Annotated in this window: 15 protein-coding genes; 4 read left to right on the forward strand and 11 right to left on the reverse strand. The window is 69.3% G+C overall.

The window, feature by feature from the left end:
- Positions 1 to 78 precede the first annotated feature (78 nt).
- Positions 79 to 1,518 carry a DUF1254 domain-containing protein gene (locus U4Z31_RS07850; protein ID WP_321809902.1) on the reverse strand — a complete coding sequence of 480 codons (1,440 nt, stop codon included), beginning with the start codon at positions 1,516 to 1,518 and terminating at the stop codon, positions 79 to 81.
- Between the two features lie 379 nt (positions 1,519 to 1,897).
- On the opposite strand from U4Z31_RS07850, the gene U4Z31_RS07855 reads away from it, so the two are divergent.
- Entirely contained in the window at positions 1,898 to 4,750 is a 2,853-nt protein-coding gene (locus U4Z31_RS07855) for a heavy metal translocating P-type ATPase (RefSeq protein WP_321809903.1), read from the forward strand.
- Between the two features lie 61 nt (positions 4,751 to 4,811).
- Here the strand turns inward: U4Z31_RS07855 and U4Z31_RS07860 are convergent, their stop codons facing one another.
- Positions 4,812 to 5,048, reverse strand: coding sequence for a hypothetical protein (locus U4Z31_RS07860; protein ID WP_124520069.1), 237 nt, complete (start codon positions 5,046 to 5,048; stop codon positions 4,812 to 4,814).
- Between U4Z31_RS07860 and U4Z31_RS07865 the strand changes: the two genes are divergently transcribed.
- The gene (locus U4Z31_RS07865) at positions 5,047 to 5,265 is read left to right on the forward strand and encodes a hypothetical protein (protein WP_321809904.1); all 219 of its coding nucleotides are present in this window, start codon (positions 5,047 to 5,049) and stop codon (positions 5,263 to 5,265) included. The two genes, U4Z31_RS07860 and U4Z31_RS07865, sit on opposite strands and share 2 nt — an antisense overlap.
- Before the next feature lie 195 nt (positions 5,266 to 5,460).
- Here U4Z31_RS07865 and U4Z31_RS07870 read toward each other — a convergent pair whose 3' ends face one another.
- The 4 genes from U4Z31_RS07870 to U4Z31_RS07885 form a co-directional block, all read right to left on the reverse strand.
- Positions 5,461 to 5,940 (reverse strand): GNAT family N-acetyltransferase, encoded by a 480-nt coding sequence (locus tag U4Z31_RS07870; RefSeq protein WP_321809905.1) that lies wholly within the window; start codon positions 5,938 to 5,940, stop codon positions 5,461 to 5,463.
- A 151-nt stretch (positions 5,941 to 6,091) separates the two neighbouring features.
- A complete protein-coding gene (locus U4Z31_RS07875; RefSeq protein ID WP_167359264.1) occupies positions 6,092 to 6,247 on the reverse strand; it encodes a hypothetical protein in 156 nt (51 codons plus the stop codon).
- Positions 6,248 to 6,422: 175 nt separating this feature from the next.
- Complete coding sequence (locus U4Z31_RS07880) at positions 6,423 to 7,883, reverse strand: flagellar hook-length control protein FliK (RefSeq protein ID WP_321809906.1); 1,461 nt, start codon at positions 7,881 to 7,883, stop codon at positions 6,423 to 6,425.
- Positions 7,884 to 7,987: 104 nt separating this feature from the next.
- Positions 7,988 to 8,686, reverse strand: coding sequence for an MgtC/SapB family protein (locus U4Z31_RS07885; protein WP_321809907.1), 699 nt, complete (start codon positions 8,684 to 8,686; stop codon positions 7,988 to 7,990).
- Positions 8,687 to 8,800: 114 nt separating this feature from the next.
- Here U4Z31_RS07885 and U4Z31_RS07890 point away from each other — a divergent pair, with 114 nt between their 5' ends.
- Positions 8,801 to 9,910 (forward strand): AGE family epimerase/isomerase, encoded by a 1,110-nt coding sequence (locus tag U4Z31_RS07890; protein WP_321809908.1) that lies wholly within the window; start codon positions 8,801 to 8,803, stop codon positions 9,908 to 9,910.
- On the opposite strand, the gene U4Z31_RS07895 is transcribed toward U4Z31_RS07890, so the two are convergent.
- A complete protein-coding gene (locus U4Z31_RS07895) occupies positions 9,883 to 11,511 on the reverse strand; it encodes a methyl-accepting chemotaxis protein (protein WP_321809909.1) in 1,629 nt (542 codons plus the stop codon). The two genes, U4Z31_RS07890 and U4Z31_RS07895, sit on opposite strands and share 28 nt — an antisense overlap.
- A gap of 269 nt (positions 11,512 to 11,780) precedes the next feature.
- Between U4Z31_RS07895 and U4Z31_RS07900 the strand changes: the two genes are divergently transcribed.
- On the forward strand, positions 11,781 to 12,224 hold the full coding sequence (locus U4Z31_RS07900; protein ID WP_044845017.1) for a PaaI family thioesterase: 444 nt from the start codon (positions 11,781 to 11,783) through the stop codon (positions 12,222 to 12,224).
- Between the two features lie 64 nt (positions 12,225 to 12,288).
- Here U4Z31_RS07900 and U4Z31_RS07905 read toward each other — a convergent pair whose 3' ends face one another.
- The 4 genes from U4Z31_RS07905 to prpF all read right to left on the reverse strand — a co-directional run bounded on the left by U4Z31_RS07905 (position 12,289) and on the right by prpF (position 15,540).
- Positions 12,289 to 12,570, reverse strand: coding sequence for a type II toxin-antitoxin system RelE/ParE family toxin (locus U4Z31_RS07905; protein ID WP_321809910.1), 282 nt, complete (start codon positions 12,568 to 12,570; stop codon positions 12,289 to 12,291).
- Positions 12,560 to 12,808: a type II toxin-antitoxin system Phd/YefM family antitoxin gene (locus U4Z31_RS07910; protein ID WP_124529169.1), complete on the reverse strand. Its 249-nt coding sequence runs from the start codon at positions 12,806 to 12,808 to the stop codon at positions 12,560 to 12,562. The genes U4Z31_RS07905 and U4Z31_RS07910 overlap by 11 nt, the downstream gene beginning before the upstream one ends.
- Positions 12,809 to 12,925: 117 nt before the next feature.
- The gene (locus U4Z31_RS07915) at positions 12,926 to 13,978 is read right to left on the reverse strand and encodes a CaiB/BaiF CoA-transferase family protein (RefSeq protein ID WP_321809911.1); all 1,053 of its coding nucleotides are present in this window, start codon (positions 13,976 to 13,978) and stop codon (positions 12,926 to 12,928) included.
- Between the two features lie 371 nt (positions 13,979 to 14,349).
- Complete coding sequence (prpF, locus tag U4Z31_RS07920) at positions 14,350 to 15,540, reverse strand: 2-methylaconitate cis-trans isomerase PrpF (RefSeq protein ID WP_124520243.1); 1,191 nt, start codon at positions 15,538 to 15,540, stop codon at positions 14,350 to 14,352.
- Positions 15,541 to 15,563 lie beyond the last annotated feature (23 nt).

The raw sequence follows: 15,563 nt of genomic DNA on the forward strand, positions 1-15,563 counted from the left end.
TAGGCTCAGGTGGTGACGGAACGACGTTCGGGCGCGGCTGCCGCGCCCGCGGATCGGACAGCGACGGCGCCCGTCGGTTCATTTCCGGACGACGACGGGCGGCATCCAGGAGCCGTCGCTCGCTTGCGGCTTCGGCGCGTACAGCCGCAGCGCGAGCGCGAAATCGGTGCGCGGCGCCGGCAGCCAGTTGGCCGCATGCGTGCCGCCCGGCGATGCCGACACGACCACGTCGATCGAGCCGTCGTGGTTGCGGCGCAGCCGGTCGCGGTCGCCGAGCGAGCGGCGCGCCGAGCCGACGTCGGGCAGCGCACCGTTCGTCGCATAAGGCGTGAGCGTCCAGAACCCGCGCACCGGCGGCAGCGCGCCGGGCGCGAAATGCAGCACGTAGCGGTTCGCGCCGTTCAGCGCATGGCCGTCGCTGTCGACGCGCACGAACGCGAGCGTCTCGTCGTCGCGCGTCGCGGTGCCGAACTGCGTGTAGGCCGCGTACGCGCGCAGCGTGTAATCCTGACCGTACTTGCCGGCCGTGTCGCCGATCCAGCTCCAGCCGTTCGCGTTGAGCAGGTTCGACGGCGGTGTCGCGAGCCGCGCGCGCGCCTCGGCGACGCCGGCCGTCGCGGCGTTCAGGCGATCGCCCGTCCACAGCACCGGGTAGCCGGCCGTCACGCCGATGTCCTTCAGCTGTTCCTGCGCGTGCGCATCGTCGGCCGGTGCCGGGTTGTCCTGCAGCGCCTGCGCGAAGCGCGTGAAGAACGCCTTCGGGTCGAGCGCGGCCACCTGCTCGGCCGGCGTGCCGCCGCTCGCCGCTTCCGACGGCGCGCTGCCCGCATGGACCGCGACCGACGCGCCGCGCGCGCTGCCCGTATAGACGGACAGCGGCACCACGCGGATCGTCCGCTGCAGTTTCTTCACGTTCGTGAGGTCGCGCCCGCCGCTCGTCTGCAGCCGCACTTCGAGCCACGCGTTGGCCGACGGCACGTCGATCCGCAGTGCGCCCTTCGGCAGCGTGCCTTGCCAGTCCTTCGCGGCGAAGGCAATCGTTTGCGCTCGCACGGCGCCGCGAGCGCCACGCGCCGCCACGCTCGACGCCGACCACAGCACGTTCGTCCACATGTCGAGCGCGCGGGCATCCCAGTAACGGCCGCGGGTGTCCGGCAGCGTCACGATCACCGGCTCGGCGCCGACGTCGAGCCAGCCGGTCGAGTCGAGCGTGTCGACGCCCGGCAGCGGCGGGTTGAGCGCGCCGACGGGCGGCAGCGCCTGCGCGTGACGCAGCGTGTTGAGCGGAGCCTGGCCCGGCTGCGCGCCGTCGCCGCCCGTCGCGGCTTCCTTCGCGACGTCCATCAGCACGAGCGGATACGCGTATACATAAGAGTCGGCCACTTCGGCGCGCATCCAGCCGGTTTTCCGCTGGATCGCATCCGGTTGCGACGCGCATCCCGCCAGCAGCGTCGCCAGGGCCAGCGACGCGCCTGCCGCGCGCCGCAGAGCAATTGATTCTCGTAGGTTTTCAATCATTGAATACTGGCCGAATATCGTTCTTGTCAGTCAACGCCTTGTTCGACTCACGATCGGCGAAGGCAAGGCACCCCAGCCTGCCCGGTCGCCGCTTCGCCGGGCCGACGCTGATGTCAGGCCGGTATCATAGCGCCTAAGGGCATCCCCCAATATGCCGAATAACGGGCGCAGCAGTAGCCGGCCTGTCGTCAGCCTGAATTTCCGCTGATCCGGCCCCTTGTACGAAGCGGTCCGCCGCCTGCGCTGGCCGGGCATGACAGGCGAGAATGCGTTGGCCGTCGACACGATCCTGTATTGCATCCCCCCTTGACCTTCCCATCATGGGAATGTTGATACTGACATCATTCGCGGCTCGATCCGCGCTCTTGGGGAATCCGACATGACTGAACCACTCGCCACCGCAGCCCTGCGAACGGTCGAACTGACCGTCGACGGCATGCATTGCGGCGGCTGCACCGGCCGTGTGCAACGTGCGCTGGCTGCGGTGCCGGGCGTCGTCGAGGCCGCGGTCGATCTCGACGCGCATGCGGCCACGGTCACCGCGCATGATGCCGTCGAGCCGGCGCAACTCGTCGATGCGGTCGGCGCCGCCGGCTATCGCGCTACCGTGCGCGAAGCGACGGGCGCAGCCGCGACGGGCGCAGCCGCGGCGGCCGCGCCCGCGGGGCACGCGACGCGCGTCGCAGCACTGCCGGTAACGGCAACGCCCGCCACCGCCACCACGATCGAACTCGATATCGACGGCATGACCTGCGCGTCGTGCGTATCGCGCGTGGAGAAAGCACTCGCGAAAGTGCCGGGCGTCACGCGCGCAACGGTCAACCTCGCGACCGAACGCGCGACGGTCGACGCCCCAGCGGACGTTTCCGCGTCGCAACTGGCGGATGCCGTCAGGCAGGCCGGCTATGGTGCGACGCCGCTCGCACCGGATACCGCCGCCCTCCCTGCCCCGTCCGCGACTCCGGCATCCGCCAGCCTCGAACTCGCCATCGACGGGATGACCTGCGCGTCATGCGTGTCGCGCGTCGAAAAGGCGCTGGAGAAGGTGCCGGGCGTCACGCATGCGTCGGTCAATCTCGCGACCGAACGCGCGTCGGTGCATGGCACCAGCGCGCTCGACGCCGCCACGCTGATCGAGGCGGTCACGACGGCCGGCTATCGGGCGTCGCTCGCCGCCACCGCGGACGTGGGCGCCTCGACCGACGCCACCGCCCGCGCCGGCAGCGGCGCCGCCGCGCAAGCCCCCGACGCCCGCAAGCAACGCGAAGCGATCCGCGAGCGCAATCTCGTGATCGGCTCGGCCGTGCTGAGCGCGCCGCTCGTCGTGCCGATGCTCGTCGCGCCGTTCGGTTTCGACGCGATGCTGCCCGGCTGGCTGCAGCTCGTGCTCGCGTCGATCGTCCAGTTCGGCTTCGGCGCGCGCTTCTACCGCGCCGCCTGGCATGCGGTGAAGGCACGCACGGGCAACATGGACCTGCTCGTCGCACTCGGCACGTCGGCCGCGTTCGGCCTGAGCCTGTGGATGCTGCTGCGCGACCCCGCGCACCCCGGCCACCTGTATTTCGAGGCATCGGCCGTCATCGTCACGCTGGTGCGCTTCGGCAAATGGCTCGAAGCGCGCGCGAAACGCCAGACGACCGAGGCGATCCGCGCGCTGAACGCGCTGCGTCCTGACCGTGCGCGCGTCGTCGAGCACGGTGTCGAACGCGACGTGCCGCTCGCGCAGGTGCGCGTCGGCACGACCGTCAGCGTCCGTCCCGGCGAGCGCGTGCCCGTCGACGGCCGGATCGTGTCGGGCCGCTCGCACGTCGACGAATCGCTGATCACCGGTGAAAGCCTGCCGGTGCCGAAGGACGACGGCGACCCGGTCACGGCCGGGTCGATCAACGGCGAAGGCGCGCTCGTCGTCGAAACCACCGCGATCGGCGCGGAAACGACGCTCGCGCGCATCATCCGCCTCGTCGAATCCGCCCAGGCGGAGAAAGCGCCGATCCAGCGGCTCGTCGATCGCGTCAGCGAAGTGTTCGTGCCGGCGATCCTCGGCATCGCCGTGCTGACGCTGATCGGCTGGCTGATCGCCGGCGCCGGCACCGAAACGGCGATCCTCAACGCGGTCGCGGTGCTCGTCATCGCGTGCCCGTGCGCGCTCGGCCTCGCGACGCCCGCGGCGATCATGGCCGGAACCGGCGTCGCGGCCCGCCACGGCGTGCTGATCAAGGACGCCCAGGCGCTCGAACTCGCGCAGCGCACCACCGTGATCGCGTTCGACAAGACCGGCACGCTGACCGAGGGCAAACCGTCCGTGACGGCGTTCGACGCCGTCGGCATCCCGCGCGAGCAGGCGCTCGCGCTCGCGGCCGCGGTCCAGCGGCAAAGCGATCACCCGCTCGCGCGCGCGGTGGTCGCCGCACACGATGCTGACATCCTGGCTCGCGGCGGCGGCGGCGCGGGTTCGGCCGAGGTCGTCGCGGCCGATGCGCGCGCGGTGGCCGGACGCGGCGTCGAAGCGCGTGTCGACGGGCAGCTTCTCGCGCTCGGCAGCACGCGCTGGCGCGATGAACTCGGCATCGTCGTGCCGCCCGAACTCGACGCGCGTGCCGCGGAACTCGAACGCGCGGGCAACACGATTTCGTGGCTGATGCGCGCCGATGCGCCGCGTGCGCTGCTCGCGCTGATCGCGTTCGGCGACACCGTGAAGCCCGGCGCCCGCGACGCCGTCGCGGCCCTGTCGGCACGCGGCGTCGCGAGCGTGCTCGTGACGGGCGACAACCGCGGCAGCGCGGCGGCCGTCGCGGCGTCGCTCGGGATCGGCGAAGTGCATGCGCAGGTGCTGCCCGACGACAAGGCACGCGTGGTGGCCGAACTGAAGCGCACGCACGGCGGAATCGTCGCGATGGTCGGCGACGGGATCAACGACGCGCCCGCGCTCGCCGCGGCCGATGTCGGCATCGCGATGGCCACCGGCACCGACGTCGCGATGCACACGGCCGGCATCACGCTGATGCGCGGCGACCCGGCGCTCGTCGCCGATGCGATCGACATCTCGAAGCGGACGTACCGGAAGATCCAGCAGAACCTGTTCTGGGCGTTCGTCTACAACCTGATCGGCGTGCCGCTGGCGGCGCTCGGCTGGTTGAATCCGGTGATCGCGGGGGCGGCGATGGCGTTCTCCAGCGTCAGCGTCGTGACGAATGCGTTGCTGCTGAGGAGATGGAAAGGGCGGGCGCGATGAGGCGGCGCGGCGCGAAAACGGGCGGGACTGCAACCCGCACGCTCGCCGCCGCGCGCAGGATTCAACGGCTTCGACGAATCCAGAAACAATACGCGCCGATCGCGACCAGCATTGCGCCATCGACAATACCCAGCAACGGGAGCGGATTCGTCCACTTGTCCATATTGGTCGTCCGCGCGTAGTAGGGTGGTCCGTCGCCGTATGCCTCTTCGAGATTGATCGCGTTGAACGCAAAAACGAGCAGGATCGAAATCAGCAGCGCCACACCAATCAAGATATGCAACGGGCGTTTTCGCATGTCAGTATTGAATCGTCAGTGGAACGTAGCACTCGGGCGCGTCCTTCGTCGCCGCCTCGATGTCTCGAACGAAATTTTCCATTCCGGAATGAAGATTGATGCATCCGGCAGATCCCGCCTTCGTGCCACCATGGATGAAGAATCCACCGCGACCGAACGCTCGGGTTCCGGGCATGACATGAATGGTCAGTCGGTGATCGCCCCATGCTGCGTATGAGCACGCCAAACTGTTGGCCCGCTCATCATAGGATCCACACTGGATTTCGGTTGCCATGCAGGTTGGGGCGCCCCGCGTTCAAAAGACCAAATCGGGCTCGCGGGCCCGTCCAGAGCGCGCCACGGCCCACGCGTGTGCTTACGTCAAATCGTGTCGAAACGAAAACGTTGCGCCTGCGGTGTCGAATCTTCGTCGTTAGCCAGAGACGACCGGCTTGATCAGCGTCGTCGTGATCGGCGCGAAGCCGCACGCCCGATACAGCGCACGGGCAGCCGTGTTGTGATTGAACACCGACAGCCCGATCTCGGTGACGCCATGGCGGCGTGCCTCGGCCTCCAGCGCATCGAGCGCGCGTGTGGCCCAGCCCTGGCGGCGCCGGGACGGGACGATGTCGAGGTCGTAGATGAACAGCGTGCGGTTCGGCCCTTCGGGCACGATCGCGTACCAGAGATCGCCGACCGTGGCGCCGCTGGCGGCGTCGATCAGCTGGACGAGTGTCTGGCCGGAAGTGAGCAGGCCGTCGGGCAGCAGCGTATCGAAGCAGGCGCGGGCGCGGCTCGCCGCGTCATCGGCCGCATTCTGACCGGATGACACGAGATCGCGCGCGTAGCCGTCGATGGCGCGCGTACGGTATGCGTGGAATTCACCGGCCGTCATCGGCCGCATCTGCAGCATGGCCCGGGTGTCGCGAGGGAAGTCGGACTTCCAGTGTAGCGGGACGGTCACACCGGCGCGCGATGCGACGGCGGAAAGCGGGCAGGCAGTGGCGGCCAGCGCCGCGCCGGATCAGCGAATCAGCGAATCAGCGAATCAGCGAATCAGCGAATCAGCGACGATACAGGACGATCGGCACGAGGTTCGCACGACGCACGCGCTCGGCTTCGGCGCGACGCGCAGCGTACGAATATTCCGCGTCGAGCGGCAGGTGCGGGGAGACGAACAGGTCGTCGATCTTTTGCAGCAGGGCAAGAATGAAGCTCATGTGAGACTCCTGACAGATGGCGCTAGGGTTTTCCCTTAGATGGACTTCATTCTAAGGGTTTTCCCTGAACTCTGCCAGCGCGCCGCATCAGTTTGCCGCACCCGTGCAACGGCCAATGGACGGTCTCCCGCGACGCGCCTTGCCAGGCCGGGGTTTGCAGATAGGGTCGGACGATTTAGTGCGTTCGACGCACGCGCTTCGCGGCCGCCGCCTCGCGGTTCGCATTGCGTTGCAGCCGGTCGACCTGCGACAGCATCGCTTCGTGGTGTTCCGCGAGCGTCATCAGCGTTGCCTGCTGCGTCGACAGATCGGCAGCCAGCCGGTCGATCCGCTGTTGCCGGGCATCCAGTTCCTGCTTCAGGTGCGCGATCTGCCGTGTTTGCAGCACCAGTGCGGTGAGCCCCGCGAACACGACGATCGCCAGTGCCAGCAGCAGCCGGTTGACGCGACGCATCTCGCGATCGGCCGCCTGCTTCATGCCGGCCGTGTCGGCCTGCAGGGTGGCGAGCCGATCCGACAGCGGGCGCAGATGCGTGTCGGGATCGAAGGCTGGCCCGCTCGACGCGGCCGGTTGCGCGCGATCCGCCGACGGCTTCGTCACGAACGACGCCGCGGAAGCCACCGGCTGCACGACCGGCGAGGCCGGCGCTGCGGCTGCTCGCGCAGCATCACGGGTACTCGCGGCAATCGCGGCAGCGACCGGCTCGGCCGGTTCGGCGGTCGCTTGCGGTTCGGCGGTCGCTTGCGGTTCGGCGCTCGCCTGCGGTTCGGCGGTCGGCGCAGTGTGCTGCGCCGGAGCCGCTTCCGACCCGGCGCCGACAGCCACTGCTCCCGGCGCACTACGCACCGCTAGCGCTGCCGCTTCGCGCGTGCCGGCAGTCGCACGTCGCTTGCCGCGGGAGGATGCGCGACGCTCCTTCGTGGTCTCGCCGGGCGCCCGCGCCGCGTCATCGAGTGTGACCGGCACGGCGGCGCCTTCGGCCTCGCCGCCCGCTTTCACGAGACGATCGGCGGTGACCGCATCGACCGCCCCCCGCACCGCATCGGCATTCGCGGTCGAACGATCGGTGTTCGTCCCGGCCGCGCCGCCGGCTTCCGACACGCTGCCGGCCTTCATCGGGCCGCCGTCGGTTGCCGGCTCACCGGCTGCGCGCGCGGCGCCATCATCGGACAGCCGCGCCCCGCCCGGCTTCGTCGTGTCGGCAGCGGGCGCAGGCACGACATCGGCATCAAGCGCATCGCCGGTTCCACGCGTCGAAGCAGACTCCGTCGTCGTCGCGACGTCGGGAGCCGGCTCGGCCGCATCGGCAGCGGCGCCCGGCGTCGCGAATCCGTCCAGCGTCGCCTGCCGAGCGGCGTCCTCGCCGTCCGCAACGGCGGCCACCGTCTCGGCGTCCACCACCGCGTCATCACGCGTGACGGCCGGCGCACGCGCAGCCGGCTCGCGCACTGGATCGCCGAACAGGTCGAGCGTGTGTTCGTCCCGCGGCGCATCGCCGCCCGCGTTGCCGGACCGCGCGGTTGCCTTGGCGGCGGTGTCTGCCGCGGCCGCGGCGGAACGCGGGCGCGAACGGGCCGATGAACGGTCGGAGCGGGAATGGGAACGGGAGCGAGGCACGGAAACGGATTCGGTCATGGAGTCGGATTGCAGGCCCGCGAGCGCGGAACCGAAGGTCGAACGGAATCAGTGACCGGCCATTGTCGCATGACCGATCGCCGATCCGGCCGATCGGATGCCGTCTATTCGTCGCCCGGCAACCCGCCGCCTTGCTCGAATCGCGTCACGCACGACAGCCCGCGCAGCTTGTCGCAGATCGCGCGGTATTCGAGATCCGACACGCGCCCGAGCGCGATGCGCACCTCGTCGTGCTCGCCCGTGTCGTCGGCGCGCTGCACGATGAATTGCTTCACGCGCGCGCTGTCGGGGCCGAGCGCCGCGTGCAGCGAATCGAACGTCAGCGCGCCGCTCACCACCGTCAGCGCGAGCTGGCGCCGCTGCCGCACAGTGAAGTACCGCCGCTCGAGCGGCTTGATGCCGGCCAGGATGATCAGGATGATGAGCGTCGCGGCAATCGCCGCGACGTACAGGCCGCCGCCTACCGCGAGGCCGATCGCGGCGACCGACCACAGGCTCGCGGCCGTCGTGAGCCCGCGCACGATCTCGCCGCGCAGCAGGATCGAGCCCGCGCCGAGGAAACCGATCCCCGATACCACCTGCGCGGCGATCCGCGACGGATCGAGCACGACGTGGTCGCTACTGCCCAGCACATCGGCGAAACCGAATGCCGACACGATCATGATGAGCGTCGAACCGACACAGACCAGCATGTGCGTGCGCAGGCCGGCCGCCCAGGAAAGGCGCTCGCGCTCAAAGCCGATGACGCTGCCGAGCGCAGCCGCGAGAACCAGCCGCATCACGAGTTCCAGGTTGCCGAGCATCCGATTTCTCTCCTTTTTTGGCGTCGGCCGCGCGGAATGTTTTATCCTTGGCCCCGGCCGCGCCGATCCTCCGGGCCGCGCCGACACGTTTCGATCCAAGCGCATAACCCCGTCATGTCCGTTTCCGACTCCGCTTCCGCCCAGGCCGCCCAGCTGCGCCGTCATTTCGCGCACGTCGTCTTGCCGATCTGGCAGGGTTCAGGGTTCGACCACACGCTGCGGCTACCGTTCGAGGCCGTCGACCCGGCCAGCCATGCACCGCTGCCCGTCACCCGCTATCGCGCCATGGCCTGCGCGCGGCAGCTGTTCGTGTTCGCGCAGGCCGGCAACATCGCGCACGCGGCCACGCTGTTCGACTCGCTGTGCAGCCGCTTCCGCGATCCGCGCCACGGCGGCTGGTTCTACAGCGTCGACGCGCAGGGCGCGCCGCTCGACACGACCAAGGACCTCTATACGCACGCGTTCGTCGTGTTCGCGTGTGCCGCGTGGCATGCGGCGTCGGGCGACGCCGCGGCGCGCGCGGCCGCCGAGGACACCGCCGCGCTGATCCAGGACCGCTTCGCGCCGCAGCCGGGCGACGCGCTGCTCGACGCCGCGCGTCACGCCGATTTCTCGTCGTCGGGCAGCGGCGCGCTGCAGAACCCGCTGATGCACCTGACCGAAGCGTGGCTCGCGGCCGCCGATGCGTTCGGCGACGCGGCGTTCGACGATGCGCTCGCGCGCACCGCGCAGGCCGTCGAACGCACGTTCGTCGATACCGCGACCGGCTGCGTCGCCGAGCTGCCGCTCGGGGCGGCCGACAACCGCTTCGAGCCCGGCCATCAGTTCGAGTGGTTCTATCTGGTCGACGCGGCCGGCGCGCGCCTCGCGCAAACCGGGCTGCCCGGCGCACTCGCGCGCGCGTTCGCGTTCGCCGAGCAGCACGGCGTCGATCCGCAGACGGGCGCCGTGTGCGCGGCGGTCGACGCGCACGGGGCCTGTATCGACGGCACGCAGCGGATCTGGGCGCAGACCGAATACCTGCGCGCGCTCGCGACGCACGGCGGCACGCCGGCGTCCGCGCCGCTCGCGCGGCAGATCGAGCGCTTCGCCGCGCGCTTCCTGCATCCGCGCGGCTGGTTCGAGTGCAAGACGGCCGACGGGCAGGTGTCGCGCGCCGACATGCCGTCGACGACGCCCTACCACCTCGCGACCGCTTACGCGGCGCTGCCCGCCGTTTCGTAACCGGCGTCGGCCGGCGACGCCGACCCGCGCTCGTCGCGAACCCCGCGAGCCGCGCGCGCGTCGCCCAGTTCGAACACCGACACCGCCTGCATCAGGTGCGCGGTCTGGTCGTTCAGCGACGCAGCCGCCGCCGCGACTTCCTCCACCAGTGCCGCGTTCTGCTGCGTCAGCTGGTCCATTTGCGTGACGGCCTGGTTGACCTGCTCGATGCCGACGGTCTGCTCGACCGACGCGGCCGTAATCTCCGACATCGTCTGCACGACCCGCGTGATCGACGCCGAGACCGTCCGCATCGCGTCGCCGGCCCGTTCGACGAGTTCCGAGCCGCCGTCGATCTGCGCGACCGACTCCTCGATCAGCGCCTTGATCTCCTTCGCCGATTGCGCGCTGCGCTGCGCGAGCGAGCGCACTTCGCCCGCGACCACCGCGAAACCGCGACCCTGCTCGCCGGCCCGCGCGGCCTCGACCGCCGCGTTCAGCGCGAGAATGTTGGTCTGGAACGCGATGCCGTCGATCACCGAAATGATCTCCGCGATCCGCCCGGAGCTCTGCGCGATGCCGCGCATCCGGTCGATCACGCTGTCGACCACGCCGCCGCCGTGGCGCGTCGCGTCGAGCGCCGCGTCGGCCAGCGCGCTGGCCGCACGTGCGCTGTCGGTGTTCTGGCGCACGGTCGCGGTCAGTTCCTCCATGCTCGCGGCGGTTTCCTCGAGCGACGCGGCCTGCGTGCCCGTGCGCGCGGACAGGTCCGCGTTGCCGCCGGCGATCTCGCCCGCGCCGAGGTGGATCGCGTCGGATGCGTGACGCACGGTGCGCACGGTGTCCGCGATGCTCGCCTGCATCGCGGCGAGGCCGCGCAGCATCCGGTCGATCTCGAACACGCCGCCCGCCCGCACGGCTTCGTCGAGCCGGCCCTGCGCGATCCGCTCGAAATGGCGGCCGGCTTCGTCCAGCGGCGCGACGACCGCGCGCCGCGCGGCCGCGTAGATGGCCGCGCTTGCCGCAAGCATCGCCACCAGCAGCACGATGCCGACCCACTTGAACCACTGCATCCCGCTGTCGATCGTGGCGAGCGCGTCGCGGCTCGACGCGCCGCCGTAGTCGGCGAAGCGGTGCAGTTCGGCGAGATACGCGTCCTGGAAGCCTTGGGTCGGCTGGTCGAGGAACGCCTGGATGTTGTCGGCGTCGAGGAACTGCACGAGTTCGCCCAGCGCGCCGCGCAGCGCGCGATAGCGCTCGGCGAGCGCCGCGACGCGCGCGCGGTTCGTCGCGTCGACGGCCTGTGCGGCCGTCAGCGCGGCGAACGCCTTGTCCGCTTCGCCGAGCGAAGCGCTGGCATGACGGATGATCTCGTCGGGCTTCGGGCCGCCGCGCACCATCCGCGTGCCGGCGCGCGACAGGTTCACGCGGGCGTCGAGCAGGCGCTCGGTCGCCTGGCTGGCCGCGTCGACCTGCGCGATCGCGACGTTCGACAGATCGTCGACGCCGCTGCGCGTCGACGCGAGCGCCCAGAAGCCGAGCGCCTCGATCGCGAACAGAAAGAGGCAAAACACGGTCAACACGCCGAGCAGACCCGACGCGAGCTTGATTTTTCCGAACATGGGGGAGATTCCTGGAGAGCCGACGATGAAGCAATGCCCCGGCATTAGCGGCATTTCTTCGTCGGACTTTAGGAACATCCGGCGAGCGGCGCCCGGCCAGTCCCCACCATTCCCGTCGAATCGCCGGCAAACGAGGACAACATGCGCGTTCGACGCAATCATCACGTCGCATCGCGCTGGCATCTGCATGAAATGCGGACGAATTTCCTTGCTTATCCGCGGCCCCCTTCCTAGAGTTCAGCGCAAGCGGACACGCATTGGGGAAGTCGATGACGGACATCACGGACCACGCGCGCGGCGCATTGCGCGCGCAACCGTTCAGCATGCTGCTGGGCACGGAGCTGATGCATATCGGCGACAACGAAGTGTCGCTGTGCCTGCCCGTGCGGGAAGAACTGCGGCAGCAGCACGGCTTCGTGCACGGCGGCGTGATCGGCTATCTCGCCGACAACGCGCTGACGTTCGCCGGCGCGCTGGTGCTCGGCCCGCGCGTCATCACCGCCGAATACAAGATCAACTACCTGCGGCCGGCCGTGAACGGCACGCTCGTTGCGCGCGCGAAGGTCGTCTACGCGGGCCGGCACCAGGCGACCTGCCAGTGTCATGTGTTCGTCATCGACGGGGACCACGAGCGGCTCGTCGCGATCGCGCAAGGCACGATCAACCGCGTCGGCGACGGCAAGATGCCGGATGCGCGGGAGGAAACGGCGTGACGGGCGCCGCCGGCCGGCTCGATGAGATAAGCCGCGAAACGCCGAAGCCGCAACGCGTGTCGCGCTAGCGTTTCATCGCAGCGAGATAGACGGCATCGCACTCGCGACGCCCCACAGCGACCACCAGCACGACGACCTCCGCCTCGCGCACTTCGTACACGAGGCGATAGCCGACACTGCGCAGCTTGATCTTGTAGCGGTCCGGATGACCGTGCGGTTTCGCCGAAGGAATGCGAGGATTTTCGAGCCGTTCGGCAATTCTCGCCTTGAACTGATCGCGAACGGTGCGATCGAGCTTCTTCCACTCCTTCAATGCAGGTTCGAGAAAGGCGAGTTCAAAGGTCATTCAGGTTGACCTTGACGACTTTCCCCTTGGCGCGTGAATCGGCGAGCGCGTTGTCTTCTATATCTTCGAGACGTTCGACCATCGCCTCCCATGTCTTCGCCGGGATGCAGTAGAACGCGGGTTCGTTGTGATTCAGGATCGCGACCGGGAAGCCCTCGCCCGCCGCCACGGTTCCCATCGGGTTCCGCTTCAGCTCCGAAACGCTCGCCGTCACGCTGGCCAGAATGGTGTGGGGCATGCTCGCTCCTGGTTTGACTGAATTTTTACTGTACCTTATTTAGCACCAAATTTAGCTCTATCCTGAATGCCCTACTGACCGCGCCAGGTTTGCTCCCGAACCGTGAGGCTCGACGCGCTACTCGGCCCCATCGCCCGCCAGTGGCAAAAAACGCGGCGCCACACGCGCCCGCACGTTCCCGTTCTCGTCAGTTCGATAGATCCCGCGCGCCGCATTGTGCGGATGCTCCAGTGCTTCGGCCACGCTCAGCACCGGCGCGAAGCACGCGTCCGTCCCTTCGAGCAGCGCGCGCCAGTGCGCGGACGGCCGTTGCGCGAACACCTCCGCGAAACGTGCCTTCAGCGCCGGCCAGCGCGCGCGATCGTACTGCGACGCCGGATCGACGTCGCTCAAACCGAGCAGCTCGACCAGCAACGCATAGAACGGCGGCTCGAGCGCGCCGATCGTCACGCATTCGCCGTCCGCGCATCGATACACGTCGTAGAACGGCGCATCGTGGAAGAGGCTCGGCTGCGCGCCATCGAGCTGCCCGTTCGCGCGTGCCCACAACGCGAGCGAGCCGAGCATCGACACGATGTCGACGATCGCGCCGTCGACCACGCGCCCCGGGCCGCCGCCGCGCACGTCGAACAGCGCGCAGACGATCCCGAACGCGAGCCCGAGCGCGCCGCCCGCATCGCCGACGACGGTCGGCGGCACGCCGGGCCGGCCGTCGCGCGGTGCCGACAGCGACAGCAGCCCCGTCAGCGCGACGTAGTTCAGGTCATGCCCGGCGGCCGTCGCGAGCGGGCCGCCCTGGCCCCAGCCCGTCATGCGCCCATACACGAGCTTCGGGTTGTGGCGCGCGCAATCGTCGGGCCCGAGGCCGAGGCGTTCCATCACGCCGGGACGCAGGCCCTCGATCAGCGCGTCGGCCTGGGCGATCAGCGCGAGCGCCGCATCGCGGCCGGCCGGCGTCTTCAGATCGAGTTCGACGATCGTCTTGCCTTCGCGCAGCAGGTCGCCGTCGCGGCCCTGCAGCGCGTCCGGTGCGCTGGTGCGGCCCGCCGGACGCGCGATCAGCGTGATGCGCGCGCCCATCCCGGCGAGCATCCAGCCCGCGAGCGGGCCGGGGCCGAGGCCTTCGAATTCGACGATGTGGACGCCGGCAAGCGGCGCATCAAGCGACATGCGATTCTCCTGTCGATCCACGTTAGCGCTTTAGCGCTTACGTGGATCCCATGCTTCGCGGTCGATCCGCGTTAGCCCTTTAGCGCTTACGCGGGTCCCGTTCTTCGCGGTCGATCCACGTTAGCGCTTTAGTGCTCACGTGGGTCCCATGCTTTGGGATCGATCTGCGATGACTCACGCCAGCGCGGATCCGTGCATCACGACCGGAGTGCGCTTCCGCGCACCGGTACGGTCACCGATCCCACGCGTTGAATAGCGAATTGCCTTCGTCACGCATGCGCCAAACGAAAAAATCCCTGCGCAGCGGGTCCGCTTCGCAGGGATCGGTCCGGTTCAGCGCTGCAGGGCTGCACGCACGAACCGCGGAAAGCTCAGAACGCATCCCCCGGCACCCGCACCCAGCCTTCCATCAGCACGCGCGCGCTGCGGCTCATGATCGCCTTCGTGACGGTCCATTCGCCGTTCTCGAGCTGCGCTTCCGCGCCGACGCGCAGCGTGCCCGACGGATGCCCGAAGCGCACCGCATTACGCTCACCGCCGCCCGCCGCAAGGTTGACGAGCGTGCCAGGGATCGCCGCGGCCGTGCCGATCGCGACCGCCGCCGTGCCCATCATCGCGTGGTGCAGCTTGCCCATCGACATCGCCCGCACCAGCAGGTCGACGTCGCCCGCATTCACGCGCTTGCCGCTCGACGCGACATAGTCGGCCGGCTTCGCGACGAACGCGACCTTCGGCGTGTGCTGCCGCGTCGCGATCTCGTCGAGCGTGTCGATCAGCCCCATGCGCAGCGCGCCGTGCGCGCGGATCGTCTCGAACTTCTCGAGCGCCTTCGGGTCGCCGTTGATCGCGTCCTGCAGCTCCGTGCCCGTATAGCCGATCGCTTCCGCCTCGACGAAGATGGTCGGAATCCCCGCGTTGATCATCGTCGCCTTCAGCGTGCCGATACCCGGCACGGCGAGGTCGTCGACCAGGTTGCCGGTCGGGAACATCGAGCCGCCCGCGCCCTCTTCGTCGGCGGCCGGGTCCATGAACTCGAGCTGCACTTCGGCGGCCGGGAACGTGACGCCGTCCAGTTCGAAATCGCCCGTCTCCTGCACCGCGCCGTTCGTGACCGGCACGTGCGCGACGATCGTCTTGCCGATGTTCGCCTGCCAGATCCGCACGGTCGCGACGCCGTCGCGCGGCACGCGCGACGCATCGACGAGGCCGCCGCTGATCGCGAACGGGCCGACCGCCGCCGACAGGTTGCCGCAGTTGCCGGTCCAGTCGACGAACGCGCGGTCGATCGCGACCTGTCCGAACAGGTAGTCGACATCATGCCCCGGCCGCGTGCTCTTCGACACGATCACCGTCTTGCTGGTGGACGACGTCGCGCCGCCCATCCCGTCGATCTGCTTGCCGTACGGATCGGGGCTGCCGATCACGCGCAAGAGCAGCGCGTCGCGCGCGGCGCCCGGCGCCTGCGCGGCGTCCGGCAGGTCCTGCAGCCGGAAGAACACGCCCTTGCTGGTGCCGCCGCGCATGTAGGTCGCCGGAATCCTGATTTGAGGAATGTGAGCCATGTTTGTGTTGTCCCTGTGTGACC

The sequence above is a fragment of the Burkholderia sp. BCC1985 genome, from assembly GCF_905339915.1.
Taxonomy (GTDB): Bacteria; Pseudomonadota; Gammaproteobacteria; order Burkholderiales; family Burkholderiaceae; genus Burkholderia.